The sequence below is a fragment of the Micromonospora sp. NPDC004704 genome, assembly GCF_053601675.1.
In genome coordinates this window covers 146,288-166,652 of record NZ_JBSGCD010000016.1, presented here as the reverse complement: position 1 = coordinate 166,652, position 20,365 = coordinate 146,288, and the positions used below count along the sequence as shown (strand labels likewise).

General features: G+C 70.7%; 21 protein-coding genes. 11 read left to right on the top strand and 10 right to left on the bottom strand.

Going from position 1 to position 20,365, the window contains the following annotated elements; genetic code table 11:
* The first annotated feature begins 271 nt into the window (after nt 1–271).
* Both ACWEFB_RS22545 and ACWEFB_RS22540 read left to right on the top strand, forming a co-directional pair.
* On the top strand, nt 272–1,354 hold the full coding sequence (locus ACWEFB_RS22545; protein ID WP_452288277.1) for a Gfo/Idh/MocA family protein: 1,083 nt from the start codon (nt 272–274) through the stop codon (nt 1,352–1,354).
* A complete protein-coding gene (locus tag ACWEFB_RS22540; protein WP_452288275.1) occupies nt 1,351–1,851 on the top strand; it encodes a hypothetical protein in 501 nt (166 codons plus the stop codon). Before ACWEFB_RS22545 ends, ACWEFB_RS22540 begins: the two co-directional genes overlap by 4 nt.
* Before the next feature lie 104 nt (nt 1,852–1,955).
* On the opposite strand, the gene ACWEFB_RS22535 is transcribed toward ACWEFB_RS22540, so the two are convergent.
* A complete protein-coding gene (locus ACWEFB_RS22535; protein ID WP_452288273.1) occupies nt 1,956–2,642 on the bottom strand; it encodes a TMEM175 family protein in 687 nt (228 codons plus the stop codon).
* A gap of 188 nt (nt 2,643–2,830) precedes the next feature.
* On the opposite strand from ACWEFB_RS22535, the gene ACWEFB_RS22530 reads away from it, so the two are divergent.
* Both ACWEFB_RS22530 and ACWEFB_RS22525 read left to right on the top strand, forming a co-directional pair.
* Nucleotides 2,831–3,412: a type 1 glutamine amidotransferase domain-containing protein gene (locus tag ACWEFB_RS22530; RefSeq protein WP_452288271.1), complete on the top strand. Its 582-nt coding sequence runs from the start codon at nt 2,831–2,833 to the stop codon at nt 3,410–3,412.
* Between the two features lie 102 nt (nt 3,413–3,514).
* The gene (locus ACWEFB_RS22525; RefSeq protein ID WP_452288269.1) at nt 3,515–5,065 is read left to right on the top strand and encodes a glycosyltransferase family 39 protein; all 1,551 of its coding nucleotides are present in this window, start codon (nt 3,515–3,517) and stop codon (nt 5,063–5,065) included.
* Nucleotides 5,066–5,080: 15 nt separating this feature from the next.
* Here ACWEFB_RS22525 and ACWEFB_RS22520 read toward each other — a convergent pair whose 3' ends face one another.
* The 3 genes from ACWEFB_RS22520 to ACWEFB_RS22510 all read right to left on the bottom strand — a co-directional run bounded on the left by ACWEFB_RS22520 (nt 5,081) and on the right by ACWEFB_RS22510 (nt 7,997).
* On the bottom strand, nt 5,081–5,776 hold the full coding sequence (locus ACWEFB_RS22520) for a DUF305 domain-containing protein (protein ID WP_452288267.1): 696 nt from the start codon (nt 5,774–5,776) through the stop codon (nt 5,081–5,083).
* A 130-nt stretch (nt 5,777–5,906) separates the two neighbouring features.
* Entirely contained in the window at nt 5,907–7,166 is a 1,260-nt protein-coding gene (locus tag ACWEFB_RS22515; RefSeq protein WP_452288265.1) for a copper amine oxidase, read from the bottom strand.
* A gap of 18 nt (nt 7,167–7,184) precedes the next feature.
* Entirely contained in the window at nt 7,185–7,997 is an 813-nt protein-coding gene (locus ACWEFB_RS22510; protein WP_452288263.1) for a hypothetical protein, read from the bottom strand.
* A 314-nt stretch (nt 7,998–8,311) separates the two neighbouring features.
* On the opposite strand from ACWEFB_RS22510, the gene ACWEFB_RS22505 reads away from it, so the two are divergent.
* The 4 genes from ACWEFB_RS22505 (at nt 8,312) to ACWEFB_RS22490 (ending at nt 11,787) form a co-directional block, all read left to right on the top strand.
* A complete protein-coding gene (locus ACWEFB_RS22505; RefSeq protein WP_452288261.1) occupies nt 8,312–9,802 on the top strand; it encodes an APC family permease in 1,491 nt (496 codons plus the stop codon).
* Between the two features lie 9 nt (nt 9,803–9,811).
* Complete coding sequence (locus ACWEFB_RS22500) at nt 9,812–10,579, top strand: IclR family transcriptional regulator (protein ID WP_452288259.1); 768 nt, start codon at nt 9,812–9,814, stop codon at nt 10,577–10,579.
* A 73-nt stretch (nt 10,580–10,652) separates the two neighbouring features.
* Entirely contained in the window at nt 10,653–11,408 is a 756-nt protein-coding gene (locus tag ACWEFB_RS22495; RefSeq protein ID WP_452288256.1) for a DUF72 domain-containing protein, read from the top strand.
* Nucleotides 11,409–11,481: 73 nt separating this feature from the next.
* The gene (locus ACWEFB_RS22490; protein WP_452288254.1) at nt 11,482–11,787 is read left to right on the top strand and encodes a hypothetical protein; all 306 of its coding nucleotides are present in this window, start codon (nt 11,482–11,484) and stop codon (nt 11,785–11,787) included.
* 14 nt (nt 11,788–11,801) lie between these two features.
* On the opposite strand, the gene ACWEFB_RS22485 is transcribed toward ACWEFB_RS22490, so the two are convergent.
* Nucleotides 11,802–12,455: a DUF1345 domain-containing protein gene (locus ACWEFB_RS22485; RefSeq protein ID WP_452288252.1), complete on the bottom strand. Its 654-nt coding sequence runs from the start codon at nt 12,453–12,455 to the stop codon at nt 11,802–11,804.
* Between the two features lie 345 nt (nt 12,456–12,800).
* Here ACWEFB_RS22485 and ACWEFB_RS22480 point away from each other — a divergent pair, with 345 nt between their 5' ends.
* Nucleotides 12,801–13,139, top strand: a complete 339-nt coding sequence (locus ACWEFB_RS22480; RefSeq protein WP_452288250.1) for a hypothetical protein — start codon at nt 12,801–12,803, stop codon at nt 13,137–13,139.
* A gap of 76 nt (nt 13,140–13,215) precedes the next feature.
* Here the strand turns inward: ACWEFB_RS22480 and ACWEFB_RS22475 are convergent, their stop codons facing one another.
* The gene (locus ACWEFB_RS22475; protein WP_452288248.1) at nt 13,216–14,439 is read right to left on the bottom strand and encodes a hypothetical protein; all 1,224 of its coding nucleotides are present in this window, start codon (nt 14,437–14,439) and stop codon (nt 13,216–13,218) included.
* A 198-nt stretch (nt 14,440–14,637) separates the two neighbouring features.
* Nucleotides 14,638–15,291: a TetR/AcrR family transcriptional regulator gene (locus ACWEFB_RS22470; protein ID WP_452288246.1), complete on the bottom strand. Its 654-nt coding sequence runs from the start codon at nt 15,289–15,291 to the stop codon at nt 14,638–14,640.
* A gap of 125 nt (nt 15,292–15,416) precedes the next feature.
* Here ACWEFB_RS22470 and ACWEFB_RS22465 point away from each other — a divergent pair, with 125 nt between their 5' ends.
* Nucleotides 15,417–16,934, top strand: a complete 1,518-nt coding sequence (locus tag ACWEFB_RS22465; RefSeq protein ID WP_452288244.1) for an MFS transporter — start codon at nt 15,417–15,419, stop codon at nt 16,932–16,934.
* Nucleotides 16,935–16,984: 50 nt separating this feature from the next.
* On the opposite strand, the gene ACWEFB_RS22460 is transcribed toward ACWEFB_RS22465, so the two are convergent.
* Genes ACWEFB_RS22460 through ACWEFB_RS22450 form a run of 3 tightly spaced genes read right to left on the bottom strand, consistent with a single transcriptional unit; the run spans nt 16,985 to nt 19,173 of the window.
* Nucleotides 16,985–17,599: a response regulator transcription factor gene (locus ACWEFB_RS22460; protein ID WP_326557667.1), complete on the bottom strand. Its 615-nt coding sequence runs from the start codon at nt 17,597–17,599 to the stop codon at nt 16,985–16,987.
* Nucleotides 17,599–18,741, bottom strand: coding sequence for a sensor histidine kinase (locus ACWEFB_RS22455; protein WP_452288241.1), 1,143 nt, complete (start codon nt 18,739–18,741; stop codon nt 17,599–17,601). Before ACWEFB_RS22455 ends, ACWEFB_RS22460 begins: the two co-directional genes overlap by 1 nt.
* Before the next feature lie 12 nt (nt 18,742–18,753).
* Nucleotides 18,754–19,173 (bottom strand): DUF6069 family protein, encoded by a 420-nt coding sequence (locus ACWEFB_RS22450; RefSeq protein ID WP_452288239.1) that lies wholly within the window; start codon nt 19,171–19,173, stop codon nt 18,754–18,756.
* A gap of 235 nt (nt 19,174–19,408) precedes the next feature.
* Here ACWEFB_RS22450 and ACWEFB_RS22445 point away from each other — a divergent pair, with 235 nt between their 5' ends.
* On the top strand, nt 19,409–20,314 hold the full coding sequence (locus ACWEFB_RS22445; RefSeq protein WP_452288237.1) for a bile acid:sodium symporter family protein: 906 nt from the start codon (nt 19,409–19,411) through the stop codon (nt 20,312–20,314).
* The last annotated feature ends 51 nt before the right edge of the window (nt 20,315–20,365 follow it).

Below are 20,365 nucleotides of genomic sequence, written 5' to 3'. Positions count from 1 at the left end.
TGGACCGCGCCGCAGCGTTGCAGGGCGTCGTCGACCATGTCGAACGGCACAAGCTGGGTCAGCTCACCCAGATGGCCCGGCGCGAACCGGCCCGCTGCGACGGTCCTGGTATGGGTTATGGCAATCTGATCAGGCAGCGGAGCTCCCGGTGTCAAGGGCGTCTTAGAGTGACCACCCTCTATACCGGGGCTCCGCTGTTTTCATGCCTATGACACGCCTTGACGATCGCCCGTACCGCCTAACTGAACGGCGTTGGATCTAGGGTGGCCGGATGACGGGCCGGATGTCGTTCGTGTTGGTCGGTTTCGGTTACCGGGCGGAGGCGTTCTGGCGGCTGTCCACCGCACTGCCCGACGTGACCTGTGTCGGCGCGGTGGTCCGTACGCCCAGGACACTGCCGGTGCCGGCCTTCGGCTCGCTCGCCGACTGCCTGGAGTCGGTCCGGCCGGACTTCGTGGTGACCGCCCTGCCACGGTCCGCGAACCCGGGGATCCTGGTCGAGGCGGTCGCCCGTGGGGTGCCGGTGCTGACCGAGACGCCGCCCGCCCCGGACCTGCCGGGTCTGCGTGCCCTGTGGGACGCCGTCGGCGGGTCCGGGCTGGTGCAGGTCGCCGAGCAGTACCTGCTGATGCCCGCGCACGCGGCGCGGCTGGCGGCGGTCCGTTCCGGGATCATCGGTACGCCCACCCAGGTGCAGGTGTCCTCGACCCAGCAGTACCACGCGGTCTCCCTGATCCGGGGTCTGCTCGACGCCGGTCACGCACCGGCGACGGTGCGTGCCTCCCGGACCACCGCACCGTTGCTCGATCCGCAGAACCGGGCCGGCTGGACCGACGACGCGGTACCGAAGCCCGCCACCACCACCATCGCCACCGTGGACTTCGGCGGTGGGCGTTCCGGTCTGTACGACTTCACCGACAACCAGACGCGCAACCAGTTGCGGTTCCGGCGCATCCTGGTTCGCGGGACCCATGGCGAGCTGCGTGACGACGAGGTTGTGCACCTGCCGGCGCCGCGTACGATCGTCCGCTCGCCCCTGGTGCGGCGGCAGACCGGGCACGATCTGGACCTCGACGGCTTCGACACCGGGACGATCACGCTCGGCTCCGAGGTGCTGTACCGCAACCCGTATCCGGGGCACCGGTGGAACGACGACGAGATCGCCACCGCCACGATGCTCCGGGCGATGGCCGCCTGGGTACGCGGCGAGGGACCACCGCCGTACCCGCTGGCCGAGGGGGCGCAGGATCACCTGATCGCACTCGCGATCGAGCAGGCCGCCGACACCGACCGTACGGTCACCACGACCACGCAGGCGTGGACCTCGTCGATCAGCGGCATCATTCCCGGATGACCGCCCCGACCTTCGTTTTTGTCCACGGTGCCGCCAGCAACTCGTTCACCTGGGCGCCCATGCAGCGGGAGCTGGCCCTGCACGGGCATCGTTCGTTGGTCTACATCTCGGCGTGGTGCTGTGTCGACGACACCCCGGCCGGCTACCAGACTTCGGCGGAGGACGCGTCGACCGCGTTGTCCGGCGTCGGTGGCCTGATCGCCGCGAATCCGGCGGAACTCGGTGCGTTGCGTTTCAACTGGCGTACCGCCGATCCCGAGCTGCTCGCGACGCTCCGGGAGGCGACGCTGGCCGACGGCACCGACCACGAGTTTTACGGGTATCTGAACACCCTGGAGCCGGACGAGGGTCTGGACGCCGGTGAGGAGCGGGTCGACGCCGGGACCTGGGGCCGGATTCCGCGTACGTACGTACGTGCGGCTCACCGCCGACCGGTCGGTGCCGATCGCGCTCCAGGACCGGTTCATCGCCGAGGCGGACGCGCTGACTCCCGGTAACCGGTTCGATGTCCGGTCGCTCGACGTCAGCCACGCCGCCGTGCTGGTCCGCCCGAGGGAGGCCGCGGCCCTGCTCTCCTCCCTGGTTCAGGGCTGACCGGCCGCTAGTCGTCCGGTGAGGGCGGCCGGTTGACGAGCCGGCGGGCGAACGGTGGCGCGTAGTACAGGCCCGCGCTGGTGACGCCGTAGAACACGGGCAGCAGCAGGAAGATCCCCAGGCCGGCGATTGGCGCGACCAGATAGCCGAGGAGGCCGGCGATGACGTACAGGATGATCCCGATCAGGGCCCGGAGCCGTTCGGCGGGGTACAGCCGATCATGTACGCCGTCCTCGAGCAGTTCACGGTGTCGGGTCAGGTAATGGAAGAACACCAGCCAACTCGCGCAGACCAGCGCGCCGACCAGGGCGTAGAAGGCGACGGCCACGCGTTGGTCCTGCTGGTTGTGCTCCTGAAGCGCGTGTGACACGACGGCGGTCGGGAACGGCAGCAGTGCCGTGGTGAACAGGACGAACAGGTTCGCCCAGTGCAGACCCCGATCGGCGGTCCGGATGCGGTTGAACGTCGCCTTGTGGTTCAGCCAGACAACCGCCACGTACACGTACGACGCGAAGTACGCCCCGTATGCCGGCCACTGCGCCAGTAGTCCGGATAGCAGGTGACCGGACTCGACCTGCGGTACCCGCAGGTCGAGGACGAGCAGCGTGATGATGATCGCGAGGACCCCGTCGCTGAAACCCTCGGCGCGCGTGGTGTCCGACCGGACACCGGCGTCGTCGACTGGTCTGCTCACCGGGTGCTGGTACCCGCGGGAGCATCCCGCAACCTGTACGGCGCACGGCATCCCGTCGCCGGCTGATCCGCGCCGGATTGTCCCCCGCCGGCAGCTTCGACGGGGCGGTTTGCCCGTCCCGGCACCGGGAAAGCAAGAGGAGACACCATGCGCCGTCGATCGGGCGGCGCCGCAAAGGAGGCCGCACCATGGCCAAGGGCCATCAGCCGTTGCAGGGCAAACGAGTCGCTTTCCTCGCCGCCGACGGGATGGAGGAGGTCGAGTACACCCAGCCCCGTGCCGCCGCCGAACAGGCAGGCGCGGAGGTCCACCTGATCTCCCTCGCCTCCGGTGAGGTCCAGTCCATGAACCAGGACATCGTCCCGGCGAACCGGTACCCCGTGGACCGTACGGTCGACCAGGTCGATCCGGCCGACTACGACGCTCTGGTGCTGCCCGGCGGAACGGTCAACCCGGACCGGCTGCGGATGAACCCCGCGGCGATGGACTTCGTCCGGGCGTTCTTTCAGCAGGACAAGCCGATCGCCGCGATCTGTCACGGCCCGTGGTCGCTGGTCGAGACCGGGATCGTCAACGGCCGGACGGTGACCTCGTACCCGAGCCTGCGTACCGATATCCACAACGCGGGCGGCAACTGGGTCGACCAACAGGTCCAGGTCGACAACGGGCTGATCACCAGCCGTAGTCCCAAGGACCTTCCGGCGTTCTGCGACAGGATGGTGGAAGAGTTCGCCGAGGGAAGACACACCCACCCGCTGGCGACCGCCTGACCCCGTAGGTGTCCGGACCGGGCCCGCCGGCCCGGTCCGGTTCCGTTTGCAGGTTTACGCAGCCTGGTTCCGACGTCTCGCAGCCGTCGATACGCTGCCGGAATGACCAGCGTTTCCGGGTCCGCCACGTCCCGCACCGTGCCGACGGCCGACGGGACGGCATCCGGGTCCCCGCCGAACGTCGCCTGGCCCGCGCTGGCTGCCGTGGCCGGTACGGCCGGCGCGCTGATGCTCGCGTTCAGCGGGCGGTACGGCTACCACCGCGACGAGCTGTACTTCCTCGTCGCCGGGCGGCATCCCGCATGGGGGTACGACGACCAGCCGCCGCTGGTTCCACTGCTCGCCCGGCTGATGGACACCGTTTCCGGCGGTTCACTGGTCGTCCTGCGACTGCCGAGCACGATCGCCGTCGCGCTGGGCGTGCTGCTGGTCGGTCTGCTCGCCCGTGAGTTCGGCGGCGGACGGGCGGCGCAACTGCTGGCGGCCGTCGGCTGGGCCGCCGTACCGGTGGTGATGATCTCCGGTCACCTGCTCAACACCACACCGTTGGACCTGCTCGGCTGGACCACCGTCGGTTGGCTGGTGACCCGCTGGGTACGCACCCGCGACGACCGGCTGCTGCTGGCCCTGGGGCCGGTAGTCGGCCTCGGGTTGCAGGTCAAGAGCCTGCCACTGATCCTCGTCGCGGCCCTGCTCGGCGGGGTGCTGGTCAGCGGGCCGAGGGCGGTGCTTCGCCACCCGGCACTGTGGATCGCGGCGGTGGTGGCACTGGCGCTCTGGGCGCCGAATCTCTGGTGGCAGGCGACCCACGGTTGGCCCCAGCTCACCATGACCGGGGTGATCCGCGAGGACGCGGACTTCGGTGGCCGGGCCGGGCTCGTACCCGCCCAGTTGCTGATGCTGGGTCCGCTGCTGACCCCGATCTGGGTCGCCGGACTGTGGCGGCTGCTGCGCTCCACCGACGCGCGGCCGTACCGTTTCCTCGGTTGGACGTACCTGCTGGTCCTGGTGGTGGTGCTGGCGACGGGCGGGCGGGAGTACTACCCGATCGGGGCGTACCCCGCGCTGGTCGCGGCCGGTGCGGTGGCCACGGTCGGCTGGTTGCGTCGCGGGGTACGCCCACGGCTGCGCCGTACGGGGGTGGTGGTCCTGCTGGCCGTGCACGCGGTGACGACCGTCGGGCTGGCGTTGCCGGTCTACCCGATCCGGTGGCTGCCGGACACTCCACAGGCGGAGGTCAACTACGACGCGGGGGAGACGGTCGGCTGGCCGGAACTCGCCGCCACGGTGGCCGGGGTCCACCGGGAACTGCCGCCGGAGGAGCGGGCCGACGCGGTCGTGCTGACCCGTAACTACGGCGAGGCGGGTGCGCTCGACCGGTACGGGCGCCCGCTCGGACTGCCCACCCCGTACAGCGGGCACGTGAACTACTGGCGCTGGGGTCCACCGCCGGACAGCGCCCAGGGTCCGGTGATCATCGTCGGCCGGTGGAACGCCGAGGAACTGGACTCCTACTGCGGTACGGTCACCCTCGCCGCCCGCCACGACAACGGGTACGGCCTGGAGAACGAGGAGCAGGGCGTACCGGTATGGGTCTGTCGTGATCTGACGATGCCCTGGTCGCAGCTCTGGCCCCGACTCCGCCGCTTCTGACCCAGCCGGACAAGCTCAGGCGTCGATCAGCCGGCGCATGGCCTCGTTCTCCGCACCCTGCTCGTTGACGACGTGTTTGGCCAAGTAGCGCACGTACGCGTTCCGTCCCGCCGAGACCGCACCCTTCGCCATCGCGATCGCGCCGAGATGATGCTCGATCATCCGGGTCAGGTACAGGCGGTCGGCGGCCGGTCCCTGCGCGGCGGCCAGTTCGGCGAGCTGCGCCTCGGTGAGCATGCCGTGCCCCTCGCCGGCGTGCACCCTCGCCGTCGCCGGATCGGCCGGGTCGACCCGCGGCTGATCCCAGCTCTCCAACCAGGCGTTCATCTCGTCGACCTCGCGCTGCTGGTCGCGGGCGATGAACTCGGCGATCGCGACCACCCTCGGCGACACCCCGGACTTGGTCAGGAGGTCCCGGCTCATCCGTACGGCCTGCGCGTGGTGCGGGATCATCATCCGGGCGAAGAGGAGATCCACCCCGTTGGGCGGGCTCGCCGAAGCCCCGCTCCCGGCACCCGCCGAGGAACCTCCGGCCAGCGCCGGGTCGGGCGAAGCCGGCGCGGGCCCGGACGGGGACACCGCCGGGTCGGGCAGCGCCACCGCCGCCGGGGACGGCGCGACCCGGTCCGGATCCGTGCCCCGACCACAACCACCGACCACCATGACCAGACCGGCCAGGGCGAGGGCCAGCATCCCGGTTGCCTTGCGCATGCTTCCTCCACGGTCCGCTCGGTTCGAAGCTTGTCCCGACGGGTTCCCGACCACCCGGCGGGGCGGCCGGTGGTCCCGCCCGCACGGTCGGCGCGAGCGGGACCACCGGGTCACTCGGTTCCGGGTACGGTCACGGCCGGCCGTTGACGTCCAGGCGGGACGCCGGGCCGATCGGGTTCGTCGCGGTGTAGTCACGGGGCAGCAGGTCGAAGCCCTGCCAGTGCACCGGCATCGGGCTCTGGTCCTCGTCGCGGGGCACGTGGTGGTAGCCGACCCGGACCCACATCACCGGGTCGGTCAGCGACTCGCCGTCGGAGTAGTCGAGGATGCCCCGCCCCGGGCACTCCGGGTCGAGGTTGAACGTGGCGAACTTCTCGCACGGCTTGTACTGGGTGAACGTGACGTCCGGTTGGGTTTCCGGGTGCGCCTCGTACGCGTCGCTGGCACCCAGTTCCAGCTCGTACGACCGGTTGTGGCCGTCGGAGTTCTTGCTGGTCGGGCTGACCACCCGCCACCAGCGGCGCAACGCGGTGTTGAGCGGTGCCTCGGTGGCGACGGCGGTTTTCGTGGTGTGGTAGATCGCGGCGCGGGTGCCGTTCTCACCGGTCGGGGCGGTGTCGTACTGCTCGACCTTCTCCTGCCCCCGTCCGCCGATGTTGAAGTCGACCTTCCAGAAGGCGCTGTGGTAGTGGTTGGTGGCGAAGTCCGTCTGCCCCGCACCGAGCGGCCAACCGTCGTCGACGGTGGTGTAGTCGCGGGGTGCCAGGTCACCGGTCGCGCCGAGCCGGACCGCGATCGCCCCGTCGTCCTGCAACCGGTACTCGGTGATGTACTCGTACCAGCCGACCTTCGCGATGGTCCGCAGAACCACGTCCTGGCCCTGTTTGGCGATCGGCTGCTCGGGCGTTTCGCCCTGCAACCGGTACGCCAGCCCGGTGTCCTCGACCTTCACGCACATCACCTTGGTCTCGGACTGGCCGTCCTCGGTCCAGACGCCTCGACGCGACCCGCCCTTGCAGTCCACCGCGGACATCTGCTGCAGGTAGCGCCCGCCGAACCCGTACGAGGTGATGTCGTTCCACTCGTTCGCGCCGGAGTCGTACGGGACGTTGAGCTGGGCGATGGTGACCTGGTTGAGTACCGTGATCGGGTTGGCGTCCCGCTTGCCCTGGTAGGCGACCCGTTCCAGGACCAGTCCGGTACGGTCGTCCATCCGCCAGCAGAGCTGCCACAGCGAACCGTTCGGCAGCTCCTGCTTGACCATCGCGTCGGCGTCGCAGTACGTCCAGCGTTCGTCGGCGGCCGTCGCCGGTGCCGCCGCGGCGAGTGCGCCGAGCAGGGTGACCGTGGTCGCGGCGCCGAGCAGCGCCGTCAGTTTCCTGTTTCGCATCTGGGGAGAGCCCTCCACTTACTTCAGGCGGGCGACGACGCGCCCGGAGAGGTCGACGACGATGTCGGAGATGTCGATGAACACGCCACCGGGCACCTGCGGTACGAGTTGCACGCAGCGGTGCTTCCCGCACTGCTGCGCACCCTGGTCCGCCGGTGCGGCGACGTAGCTGGGCGTACTGAGCAGGACCTGCTTCACGTCGGTGATGTCGGTGCCGGTGGCCTTGCGGAACCGGGACTTGAAGTCGGCGCTCAGGTCGCTGGCCAGGAAGATGCGGAATGCCTCGGTGCTCTCCCGAACGCTTGTCGGAGGTTGGATCCCCGGTGCGGCGAAGCTGTTCTCCAGCTTGCCCGTCTTCAGGTTGACCACCTGCTTGACCAGGGAGTTGTCGGAGTAGTTGTAGAAGTAGAAGGCGGCCCGTCGGGCACCGTCGGAGCGTTCGTCGACCAGTTCGGTGGAGAGGTACTCCGGACCGGCCGCACCGGTCACACCGGTGCCGGCGGCCAACGCACCGGCGGCCACCTCGCGGGCGGCGGCGCGTTCGTTCGGGGTGAGGGGATCGCGACCGGTGCCCTGCGCCGGTGCCGGTCCGGGGGTCGGGTCGTCGATGGTGACCGGTCCGCTGTCCGTCTCGACCCGGGTCTGCCCGGCCACCGGCCCGGCGGTTGCCGGTGGGGGAGTCGGTGCGGTCGCGGCGGCGCTGAGGGAGACCGCGACGGTGGCTACCACCGCGGTCGTGACGGCAATGCCCAGGCCCCATCTGAGCCGTTGCGCTCGGTTCCGCCAGGGCGATCCGGGCGTCGCCGGATCCGTGGGTTCGACACGCTGCATAGACACTCCTGCGGGAAGCGTGGTTTCGATCTGCTGCGCCGGGGTCGGGCTCCGCGTCGAGCCCGGCCTCCGTGACCAGGCGATCGCCGACCCGGTACGTCGTTCACCCTGCGGGGATCAAGCCGGGTACGGGTTGCGCGTCCATCAATTCGCGGCAATATGCCGGGACGCGGTGAACGCGAACGGGGCCGGATCGTTTCTCATTCGGTTCGCTCAGGCCGGTACAGCCCGGTAACAACGGAGAAACGAGGCGTATCTATTTTCAAGATCTCTGTAGGGGCGGCCGAGCCCACCGGGACGTGAACGGGGATACGGTGAGCGCTCTCGACGACGCCATTGCCGGCGCGCTGGCCCGCCCGGCCCGTCCGGTCGGCCCGCCGCCGTCGGGGACCGGGCTGGACCGGCGCCGCCTGTCGGCGCTGCCGGTGGCAGCCCAGGCCGTGGCGAACGTCGCCCCGTCACCGGGGATGATGGCGGCCAGCGGGATGGTTGCCTGGCTCGGTGTGGCGGTTGTGCCGGTGTACCTGCTGGCCACGCTCGCCATGGTGCTGGTCGGATCCTGTGTCGCCCAGTTCGCCCGGCGGATGGCGGCGGCCGGCTCGCTCTACACCTTCGTCGCCAAGGGACTGTCACCCCGTACGGCGTTCCTGACCGGTTGCGCGTTGCTGTTGGCGTACCTGTCGCTGGTTGGTATGTGCCTGCTGGGGTCCTCCCGGCGGCTGGCGACGCTGCTCGCCGACGCGGGCCTGATCTCCGTCGCCGAGCAGGAGCGGACGGTGCTGCTGGTGACCGTGCTGCTCGGCACGATCCTGGCCACCTGCGTGGTACGCGGCATCCAGATCTCCGCGATGGTCACGCTGACGCTGGAGGCGGCCTCGGTCTGCGTGGTGCTCACCGCGCTCGCGGTCACCGCCTACCGGGGGGTGGGGATCGCCGACACCCTGGCCGCACCGGACCTGACCGCCAGCGCGGTCACCGGTGCACTGATGATCGCGATCACCGGGTTGGTCGGTTTCGAGAGCGGCTGTGCGTTGAGCGTCGAGGCCCGGCGGCCGTACGCGGTCGTTCCCCGGGTGGTGCTCTGGACCCCGGCCGTCTGCGGTGCGCTCATGGTGGCCGCCGCCGGGCTGCACATCTACGGTTTCAGTCGGCACCGGGGCGGGTCCGCCGTGGACGGTTCCGCGCTGGCCGGACGGGCCGTCGCCGAGGCCACCCCGCTGCTGCCGGTTCTGCTTCAACTGGGGCTCGTCTCGTCGCTGTTCGCCTGCGCGATGGCGTCGGCGAACGCCGCCGTCCGGGTGCTCTTCTCGATGGGCCGCGAGCAGGTCACCCCGCCGGTGTTCGGGCGTACCCACCCGCGCTACCGGACGCCGTACGTCGCGGCCGTGACGGTGATCCCGGCTGCCGTACTCACGCCGGGCGTGCTCTGGCTGAGCGGTCTGCCGATCCGGTCGATCTCGAACGCCCTGTCCGTCCTCGCCACCCAGGGTTTCCTGCTCACGTACGTGCTGGTCTGCCTGGCCATGCCGGTGTTCCTGCGCCGGATCGGCGAGCACACCCGGTGGGCCAGCGTCGCCGGACTGCTCGCTGCGGTGCTGCTCGGAGCCGTCTTCACCGGGTTCTGGGTGGAGACCGTACGCGACGGCAGAGCCGTGCTGGTTGCCGTCTTCGCCGGTCTGCTCGCGCTCGGCCTGCTCTGGTTCGGCCGAGTACGCAGGCGGGTGCCGGACGTCGCCGTCGGTTTCTTCGACGAGGCCACCGTCGAGGACATCCTGCCCGGCGCCTCGCCGGTCGGCCGGCGCTAGGCCGGCCGGATGACCAAGCCGCCCCGCCACGCACCGGCCGAGTTGGCGGGACGCCAGCCGGCCGCCGTGGTCTCCGCGCTGACCGTGCTGGAGGAGGTCGCGCGGGCGGGTCCCGGGGTGACCGCGAAGGAGATCTCGACCGCGCTGGGTCTGCCGCCGGCCACCACGTACCGGCTGGTGAACCTGCTGGTCGCGGAGGAGTACCTGGTCCGGCTGGCCGACCTGCGCGGGTTCGCGCTCGGCCGGAAGGTGATCGAGCTGGCCGGGGCCGCCGCCCGGGAGGCGCTGCCGCCGGGTGTGCCGGAGGTGGTGACCGCCCTGCGCACCCGCGTACGCCTCGCCGTGCACCTGGTCCGCTACCGGGACGGCCGGCTGCGGCTGGTCGACCCGGACCCGGACCATCCGCCGTCGCCGGAGGCGCTGCTGGCCCGGCACCTGCACGCCTCGGCCGTGGGCAAGCTGCTGCTCGCCGAGCGGCGGGATCTGTTGCCGGTGTCGCTGGTCCGGCTCACCCCGGCCACCATCACCCGTCCGGACCTGCTCGACCTGGAACTGGCCGGGGTACGCAGCGAGCAGACGGCCCGCCAGCTCGGCGAGTTGCGCCGGGACCGGGGTTGTCTGGCGTTCCCGGTCCGTGGCCGGGCCGGTCACCTGCTTGCCGGTCTGGCCGTGAGCACCAGCCCGGACCGGGTCGGCCGGTTGGACCGGGCGGTCCTGCGGCTGGTCGGCCGGTGTGTCGACGAGTTGGCCGACCTGCTGGCGCCCGACCCGACCTGACCCGCCCGCTTTCCGGCCGGCGCGCCCGCGCTCGCCGTCCGCGGGGGCGTCACGGGGTGCATGATGGGCGGAGATGATTCTCGTCGGCACGTCCGGGTGGCAGTACCGTGACTGGCGCGACCGGTTCTACCCGGCCGGGCTGCCGCAGCGGCGCTGGCTGGAGCACTACGCGGAACGGTTCGCCACGGTCGAGGTGAACAACGCGTTCTACCGGTTGCCCGAGCGGGACACCTTCGCCCAGTGGCGCGGACGCACCCCCGACGACTTCTGCGTCGCGGTGAAGATGAGCCGCTACCTGACCCACATCAAGCGTCTCCGGGAGCCGGAAGAGCCGGTGACCCGGTTCTTCGACCGGGCCACCGCGCTCGGGGACCGGCTCGGCCCGGTGCTGCTCCAACTGCCGCCGAACCTGCGGGTCGACGTGACCGCCCTGGACCGCACCCTGGCCCGGTTCCCCGAGGGCGTACGGGTGGCGGTGGAGCCGCGACATCCGTCGTGGTGGACCGCGGAGACCCGGCGGGTTCTGGAGGTACGAGGTGCCGCGCTGTGCTGGGCCGACCGGCGCAGCCGACCGGTCACCCCGCTGTGGCGTACGGCGGACTTCGGTTATCTGCGGCTGCACGAGGGCAGGGCCAGGCCGTGGCCGCGCTACGGGCGGGTCGCCCTCGGTTCCTGGCTGGACCGGATCGAGGGCACCTACGGGGACCCGGACCCGGTGTACGTCTACTTCAACAACGATCCGGGCGGGGCGGCCATCGTCGACGCGAGCGCCCTGGCCATGATCGCGCGTCGGCGGAACCTGCTGGTCACCCGTACGCCGGGCGCCTGAAACGGTGCGCGGGCGGGGGATTGGCCACGGGGCTGACGGGAAACCGGAGGTCACCGGCGACGCGGAGGTGGTGGTGACGATGGCCCGTACGGCGAAGACCAGCGGACCGACCGGACGGCTCAGCAGGGCACGGAACAGCACAAAACGCCGACGGATAGCGTTCGCCCAGCGCGCCGAGGAGCTTGCCGCCCAGGTGGGGGTCATGCTGGGACGCAAGGCCACGAAGGCGGGCCGCAAACGCCCGTTGAAGACCGAGCGGGGCGGCATGAGCACGACCCGCAGCGTGGGGGCGGACACCCGGGGAATCAAGGGCGCCAAGATCAGACGGCGGCAGGGTCGGAAGATCGGACTCGGTCGCAAGCGGGTCCGGCCGAGCTGAGACGCGAACCATGGTTACGGATGGGCGAGGCCGGCGACCAGGTTGATGGCGGCGCCGATGATCACCGCTCCGAACAGGTAGGCCAGTAGCGCGTGCCGCAGCGCGGTGCTGCGCATCTCGGTGGTCGTGAGGTCGGTGTCCGACACCTGGAAGGTCAGGCCGATGGTGAACGCCACGTACGCGAAGTCGGCGTACCGGGGCGGCGGCGTCTGGTGGAACTCGATCCCACCGTCGGGTCCGGTGTAGTAGATCCGGGCGTACCGGGCGGTGAAGACGGTGTGCACGACGCTCCAGGACAGCACGATGCTCACCACGGCCGCGCCGACCCGGATGGGCTTGGCGAGGTCGGGCGGGTTCCCCTCGGCCAGCACGAAGCCGATCGCGACCAGGCTCACCAGACACGCGCCCAGTAGGAGCAGGTCACGCACCGTCCGGTTGGGATCCTGCCGCACCGCGAGATGCGCGGTCTGCTCCGAGTCCATCGGCCAGATGATCACCCAGACCCAGATCAGGTAGGCGAGAGCGGCAGCGTCCCACCCGGCCAGCGGGCCGAGGATCGGCGAGTAGAGGACGCTCACCGGCACCCCGACGCAGATGCCGATGATCCCGACCGCGGCCAGTTCCACCCCGGAGTGCACCCGCTGGGCCGACGCCGGAAGTCTGCTCAACTGAAGCGTCCGTACATCCACACCACCTCTTCCGGCCGTCCACGTCCACGCTCGGCCAGCCCCGCACGCTGCTCCTCAGGCCCTAACGAGGCAGGCCCGACTTTGTCAACGCGCGGCAGCCGTCGACGCGGGCGCAGGCGTTGGGCGGTCAGTCGAGAATTTCCATCTTTCGATTTAGATATTGCAGTGCATTGTTCGACAACTTACGATCACAGCGTCGCCATCGATCCACTACCGCCGATGCGGCTACCCGGCCGAGGCAGCCGTGGGTCGGTACGCGGGGCGCCGGGCCACTCGGGCAACCGCGCGGGCGATCCCATCCGCTCCCACCCGCGAAGGACCACCGTGAGAATCGTCAAGCTGTTCGCCGCGGCGGCCGTCACCGCCGCCGCCGTCCTCGTACCGGCCGCCGCCGCGCAGGCCGCGCCCTGTCAGGGGATCTACTCGATCGCGAACTACGCCGGCAAGGTCGAGGTCACCGGCGGCTTCGCCTGCGACAACGGCTGGCAGCCCGCGTACCTGGTGCTGCTGCGCAGCCAGAACGGCGGAGCACCGCAGTACGTCGCGAGCGGCATGGGCGTGGCCACCTACGTCTGCCGTACGTCCGACATCTGGACGTACCAGCTCGGTGGTCAGGTGGTCGGCAGCGGGGGTTACACGCTGACCGACGTCCACTGCGGCTGAACCCGACCGGGCCGTGCCCGTACCGCAATGGGTACGGGACGCGGCCCTCGTCTCCCGACTGTGGCCGATCCGCCGTTCAGCGCCGGGTGTGGTCGCCGTCGAGCGCCTGCTGCTCCGGCTGCGTGTTCTCGTCGCCGGCCGGCTCGACGTGCTCAGGGACGGTCCGGTTGGCGCCGGGCGGGACCGCCACCATCCGGTACTCACCGGTCTCGGCGCTGATCGCGGCGGCAGCCATCACCGCGGCGGCGGCCCGGTCGGCCACCCGCTTCGCCTCGCGCTGCACTCTGGCCCGTACCTCCATGGCGTGCCGCTCGGCGGAGTCGGCGGCCTGCCGGGCGTCGTCCAGACGGGTGAGTTCGGCGGTCATGTCCTGGCGGACCTCGCCGAGACGTTGCTGTAGCTGGATGACGTCGCGTTCCGTGCTGGCCCGCTCCTGACGCGACTGCGCGAGCCGCTGCTGCGCGGTTTCCTGCGCGGCCTGGAGCTGGGCCAGCGCCTGCTGCCGGGCCTCGATCTCCTTCTGGGCGACGGAGAGTTGCTGTTCGAGGGCGGCGGCCTGCTCGTCGGCCCGACGGTGCAGGTCGGCGGAGTACTGCTGCGCCTCCGCCTGGAGCGCCGCGTTCTTCTGCTCGGCCAGCGAACGCCACCGCGTCAGTTCGGCCTCGGCCGCCGCCTGCCGCTCGGTGACCTCCCGCTCCACGTGCGCCTTCCACTGGCCCAGCTCGTGCTGGGTCTGGGTGCGCGCCGCCTCGACCTCCTGCTGGAGCTGGGCGCGGGCCGCCTCGATCATCGACTCGGCCTCGGACCGGGCCTGCTCGACCTGCTGCCGGCTCTGCTCGTTGATCCGGTCCGCTTCCTGTATCGCCTGTTCCTGCGCGGCCTCGCCCTCGGCGATCAGCTTGTCCGCGTGCTCGCGGGCCTCGGTGAGGACCCGTTCCGCTTCGGCCTGATAGTCGGCCGCCTGCTGTGCGGCGGTGTTGACGATCGCCTCGGCCTGCATCTCGGACAGCGCCAGGATCTGCTCGACCATCGGTCCGAGCTGCCGGAACGACGCCCGGTCGGTCTGCGGTGGCCGCTGGTGCAGTTCGGCGATCTCCGCCTGGAGCTGCTGGATCTGCACGGTCAGACCGCGGACCTGGCCGTACGCGGACTCGCGTTCGGACGTCAGCTTCGACATGTCGCTGGTCGTCTGCGACACGTACTGGTCCACCTGCCGCTTGTCGTAACCGCGCAGCGCGGACTCGAAGCCCGGCCGCGAGGTGCCCTCGCGTAGGTCGAACAGCTCCGCGCTCTGGGACATGCGCCATCCTCCATACGATCGGAGCCCGGCCCGGGCGTACGACACGCCGCCGGGACACGGCTCAACCGCCGGACTATACCGCCCGCCCGAGTCAACGCAAGGCCACCGTTGTGACAGCGGGGGTCACCGTCCATCCCGGTCGCCGGGGCGCTGTTCCTCCGGCTGCCGGTCGGGCCGGACCCGCTGCGAGGGCGTTGTTCAGACGGTCGCCGGGAGTGGTTCGCCGACCGCCGTCGAGCGGGCCGGCAGGGTTCCGTAGAGCAGGCGCAGGGTGGCGTCGGTCAGCGAATCCAACAGGTCGTCGTCGGTCTGCTCGTCGGGGTTGGTGAAGGCGTGCGCGAACATCGTCAGCCTCAGCTTCACCACCATCAGGGCCAGCAGGGTGGGGTCGCCCACGACGGTGACACCGGCCCGGATGTCCCGCTCGACGCGCCGGGTGATCGCCGTGCACCCGTTGGCGGTGACGCGTTCCCGGATCTCGACGATCTCCGGGCCCGGGAACGGGTTGACGAACGCCTCGCACAACCAGCGACCGTCGATCCGCCACCTTTTGAGGGAGCGCACCAGCCCGCGTCGCAGCGCCTCCCGGTCGAAGCCGTCCGACTCGACCCACTCGGCCAGCTCCTGCTCGCTCTCGCCGAGCACCGTCTCGCAGAGCGCGGCGAGCAGGGCCTGCTTGGACTCGAAGTAGAAGTAGAAGCCCGAGCGGGCGATCCCGGCCGCCGCCGCGAGCTCGTCGATCGTCACCTGCGCGAGCGGCTTGCGCCGCAGCACCGTACGCGCGGCGTGGATCAGGGCGCGCTCACGTTGATCACCCTTGGTCGGCCCGCGACGGCTCCCGGAAGCTGGCATGCGGCCACTATACCCGCCGTCGTCGGTGATCGACGTCACGACGAGATTTATCGACACCGTGTTGAAAAATGGGCGCTCGCGGTTCTACGTTCGGTGCTTCAACCAGGCGAAAAGAGAGCCCGAACATGCTGACCACCTCCGACGGGCCGCGCGTTCCCCGTCTCGTGCTACCCGTCGTCGCGTACGGCGTGCTGCTGGTCGCCGCCCTGCAGTCCCTCGTCGTACCGGTCCTCGGGTCCATCGCCGGGTCGTTGCACTCCAGCGCCAACGCCACCAGTTGGGTGGTGACCGCCAACCTGCTGGCCGCCGCCGTGCTGACGCCGATCCTGGGGCGCCTCGGCGACCTGCGCGGTCGCCGGCCGGTCATGCTCGGGGTGCTGATCGTGGTGCTCCTCGGCGGAGTGCTCGCCGCCACCACCGACAACCTGCCGCTGCTGCTGCTCGCCCGCGTCCTGCAGGGCTCGTCCTTCGCGCTCTTCCCGCTGGGCATCGGCGTGCTGCGCGACGAGTTGCCACGGGAACGGCTCACCGGCGCGATGGCGATGGTCAGCGGCACACTCGCCATCGGTGCCGGGATCGGGCTCGTCGCCACCGGGCTGCTCACCCGCGACGGGGCCGACTACCACCGGGTCTTCTGGCTCGGCACCGCACTCAGCGCGCTCGGACTCGCCGCCGCCTGGTACGTCGTACCGCGACGGGAGCCCACGGCGGTCGGCCGTACCGACTGGGCGGGCGCGGGCATCCTCGGCCTCGCCCTGGTCCTCCTGCTCATGCCCCTCGCACAGGCCAACAACTGGGGCTGGGGTTCGAACCGCGTGATCGGTTCGTTCGTCGGGGCCGTCGTCGCATTCACCGTCTTCGTGCTGGTCGAACGTCGTCTCACCCACCCGCTGGTGAGCATCCGGATGCTCACCCACCGGCCACTGATCGTCGCGAACGTCGCCGGCCTGTTCCTCGGCGTGTCCCTGTTCGTCGTCTTCCTCACCGTGGCCTCGTTCGTCCAGGCACCGCCCGCCCTCGCCGGCTACGGATTCAGCTCGACCGTGCTCGCCGCGAGCGTCGTCTACCTGCTGCCCGGTGCCGCCGCGGGTGTGGTCACCGCCCCGCTGGGCGGGCGACTCGTCTCCCGGTACGGCGCCCGCTCCACCCTGGTCATAGCACTGCTGCTCGCGGCGCTCGGATACCTCTCCCTCGCCGTGCTGCACACCACGACCTGGCAGGTGATCGTCGGCTCCTTCGCCGTGAACACCGCCGTCACCTTCGGCTACGCCGCCCTGCCGGCCCTGCTGGTCGAGCACGTCGGGCCGGCCGAGACCGGGATCGCCAACAGCGTGAACTCGATCGCCCGCTCGATCGGCAGCTCACTGGCCAGCGCCCTGGTGGTGACCATGTTGACCCGCAACCTGATCGAGGGGTCGCCGGTACCGCTGCCGCACGAGTCGCAGTACGTCGTCATCTTCGCCATCGCGGCGGCCGGTGCCACCGCCGGTGCCGTCCTCGTCGCCCTCGGGCTGTCCCGCAGCCCGCGTGGTGTGCTCACCACCGCACAGGCCGAAGCCGAGGAGGTGCTCGGCGCGGCGGGGCTGGACATTCCCTCCGAGTTGCGTCCCGCGGGCTCGTCCGTGGCCGACTCCCGCCGCTGACGCCCGTACCGGCCGGGTTGGTGCGCCGTCGCCGCCCGGCCGGGGTGCGGTCACAGCCAACCTCGGTCGCGGGCCAGGCTCAGCGCCTCACCCCGGTTGCGGGCGTTGGTCTTGCCGATCGCCGACGACAGGTAGTTGCGTACGGTGCTCGCCGACAGGTGCAACCCGGCTGCGATGTCGGCGATCGTCGCGCCGCCCGAGGACGCGTTGAGCACCTGCCGTTCCCGGTCCGACAGCGGGTTCGGGCTGGCGCCGAGCGCCTGCGCGGCCAGCCGTGGGTTGACCGCGATCTCACCGGCGAGGACCCGGCGGATGGCGGCGGCGAGTTCCTCGACCGGGTCGTCCTTCACCAGGAAGCCCTTCGCCCCGGACTCCAGTGCGCGTTTGAGGTAGCCGGGGCGGCCGAAGGTGGTGACGACGATGACAACGCAGCCGGGCAGCGCCCCGATCACCTCGCCGATCACGTCGAGGCCGCTGCGCCCCGGCAGTTCGATGTCGAGCAGCACCACATCCGGACGCTCCCGGAGCACCGTGGCCACCACCTCGTCGCCGCGCGCGACGGTCGCCACCACGCTCATGTCCTCCTCGAGGTTGAGCAGGCTCGCGAGCGCAGAGCGCATCATGCCCTGGTCCTCGGCGATCAGGATCCGCGTCGGGTCCGACATCAGCCCTGCCCGGACAGCACGGGTACGGGCACGGACGCCGCCAGCCGGAAACCGGTCGCGCCGGTGGTCACGGTCAGCTCGCCACCGAGGTCCTCCACCCGTTCCCGCAGGCCGCGCAGGCCGCTGCCGGCTCCCGCCGTACCGCCGTGTCCATCGTCGACGAGTTCCACGCTGGCGACCCTGCCATCCACTCGCACCTCGATCCGGCAACTGCCGGCCCCGGCGTGCCGCAGCACGTTTGTCGTCCCCTCCCGTACCACCCAGCCGAGCAGCGAGTCGACCCGCGGGTCCAGCTCGACCGCCGGCGACGTCACGTCGACCCGGACGTTCGCGGCGGCCAGCGCGGTCCGTGCGTTCGTCAACTCCTCGACCAGGCGTACGGTCCGGTACCCGCTCACCGCCTCGCGTACCTCGGTCAGGGCCTGCCGGCCGATCGTCTCGATGTCACGGGCGTGCTCGACGGCCGAGTCCGGGTCCCGGCCGAGCAGCCGCCTGACCGCCTCCGCCTTCACCACCACCAGCGACAGCGTGTGCCCGAGCAGGTCGTGCAGGTCGCGGGAGAACCGCAGTCGCTCCTCGGCGACGGCGGCCCGGGCGAGCTGTTCGCGGGTCCGGGTGAGTTCGCCGACCACACCGACGAGGTACTGCACCAGGAAGGTCGCCGCACCGGCGAAGAACGTCGCGAACCCGAGCGACAGGGCGAGCTCCACCGACCCGCTCTCCAGACCGGGGACCAGCGCCCCGCTGATGGTGAGCGACGCGATCAGGCTCAACGCCCACCGCTGCCGTACGGCGACGGCGGCGGCGATTGCGAGCAGCGGGAAGATGAACTCCCGATCCGTACGCCAGCCCACGAGGTATCCGGTGCACAACACCGTGAGGAGTACGAGGGCCACCTCGGCGCCGCGTCGGGTACGCGTACCGGGTCGGAACGGGAGCCGGACCGTCACCGCGTATGCCGCGCCGAGCACCACCAGGTAGGTCGCCCGCAGCGCCTGTCCCTCCACCAGCGCGTCGATGAGCGGCGCCACCAGGAGTACGGGCGCCCAGATCAGGGCGAACCAGGGGCCGGGATGGCGGGTGACCCACGCCAGGACCGGCTCGGTCTCGACACAGTCGGTCGTGCGGTCGTCAGTTCTCATCGCCACATCCATTCAACGAGCCGACGCCGGCGCGAGCCCGACGATCAGCGTCACACCGACCAGCACGTGCATGCCGAGCAGCGCGGCGAGTACGCCGCCGGAGGCCCCGGAGGTGACCGGTCCGAGCAGTGACAACACCAGCACCGCCCAGGCGGTGATCAGCCAGGCTCGGCGACCGCCGCGAAAGCGGCCTTCGAGGAACGCCAGCAGTGCCCACCCGGCGCCACCCACCAGCAGCGGGACGGCCACCACCGACGCGGGGGTGACCGTCTGTTGCTCCGTACCCGACCCGAGGGTGAGGTCGAGCCCGGCCAGTGGAACGCTGACCACCCAGACGGCGAGGGCGACCGCCGCCGCCACCAGGAGCGTGACCGTACGGCGCAGGCGGGGCCGACGTACGGTCGGCGGTTCGAGGTTGGTCGTCTCCGGCATCACAGCATCTCCCTTTCGCGATTTCGACAACGCAGACGCTACGGAGACGGGACAGTGCGGCGGCAGGCTGAGACGTCCCGTGATCCGTAGGACGAATGTCCTGCGTGCCGGTTGCCGGTGACCGTTCGCGGCGCGTACCGGTGGCGGTTTTCCGCACGTCGCGAGATGCGTGCCGGGCGGCGGCGGTGTGAGGATCCGGGGATATCTCGCAGGCCGCATCGGAAGGCGGGTCGTCATGGGTTCCGGGTTGTCGCTCGTGCTCTTCCCCGTCGCGCTGGGCATCGTCATGCTCGGGCTCGGGCTCACCCTGACCGTCGAGGACTTCCGCCGGGTGGTGCGGTACCCCCGGGTGGTGGTGATCTCCCTGGTCTGCCAGATGCTGATCCTGCCGGCGATCTGTCTGGGCCTGGTGGTCGCCTTCGACCTGGCCCCCGAACTGGCCGTGGGCATGATGTTGCTGGCCGCCTCACCGGGCGGCAGCACGGCCAGCCTCTACAGCCACCTCTTCCGGGGCAACGTCGCGCTCAACGTGTCGCTGACCGCGATCAACTCGGTGCTGGCGCTGTTCACCCTGCCGCTGATCGTCAACCTGTCGGTGGCCGGTTTTGTCGGCTCGGACAGCTCGATCGGCCTCCAGTTCGACAAGGTCGTCCAGGTCTTCGCCATGGTCCTGATCCCGATCGCGATCGGGATGGCCGTCCGGGCCCGGTTCACCGACTTCGCCCTGTGGATGGAACGCACGGTCAAGATCCTGTCCGTCGTGGTCCTGGTCGTGATGATCACCGGTGCGCTCACCGGCATCAAGGACGACATCGCCGCGACCATCGGCGAGGTCATCGTCATCGTCCTGGTTTTCAACCTGGTCAGCCTGGCGATCGGGTACGCCGCACCGCGTACGCTGCGCGTCGCGCACCGGGAGTCGGTCGCCTCCTCGTTCGAGATCGGGCTGCACAACGCCACCCTGGCCATCACCATCGGGATGAGTCCGGCGCTGCTCGACAACACCCGGATGGCGATGCCGTCGGTGATCTACGGAACCGTCATGTTCTTCACCGCCGCCGCCTTCGGTCTGGTCGCCGCCCGCCGGGTGCCGGCCGGAACCGAGCACACCGACCGGGCGGCCGACCCGACAACCGTGTGAACCCGGAGCGACCCGTCACCACCACTGCTTGACGGCCACCTGCGCACCACC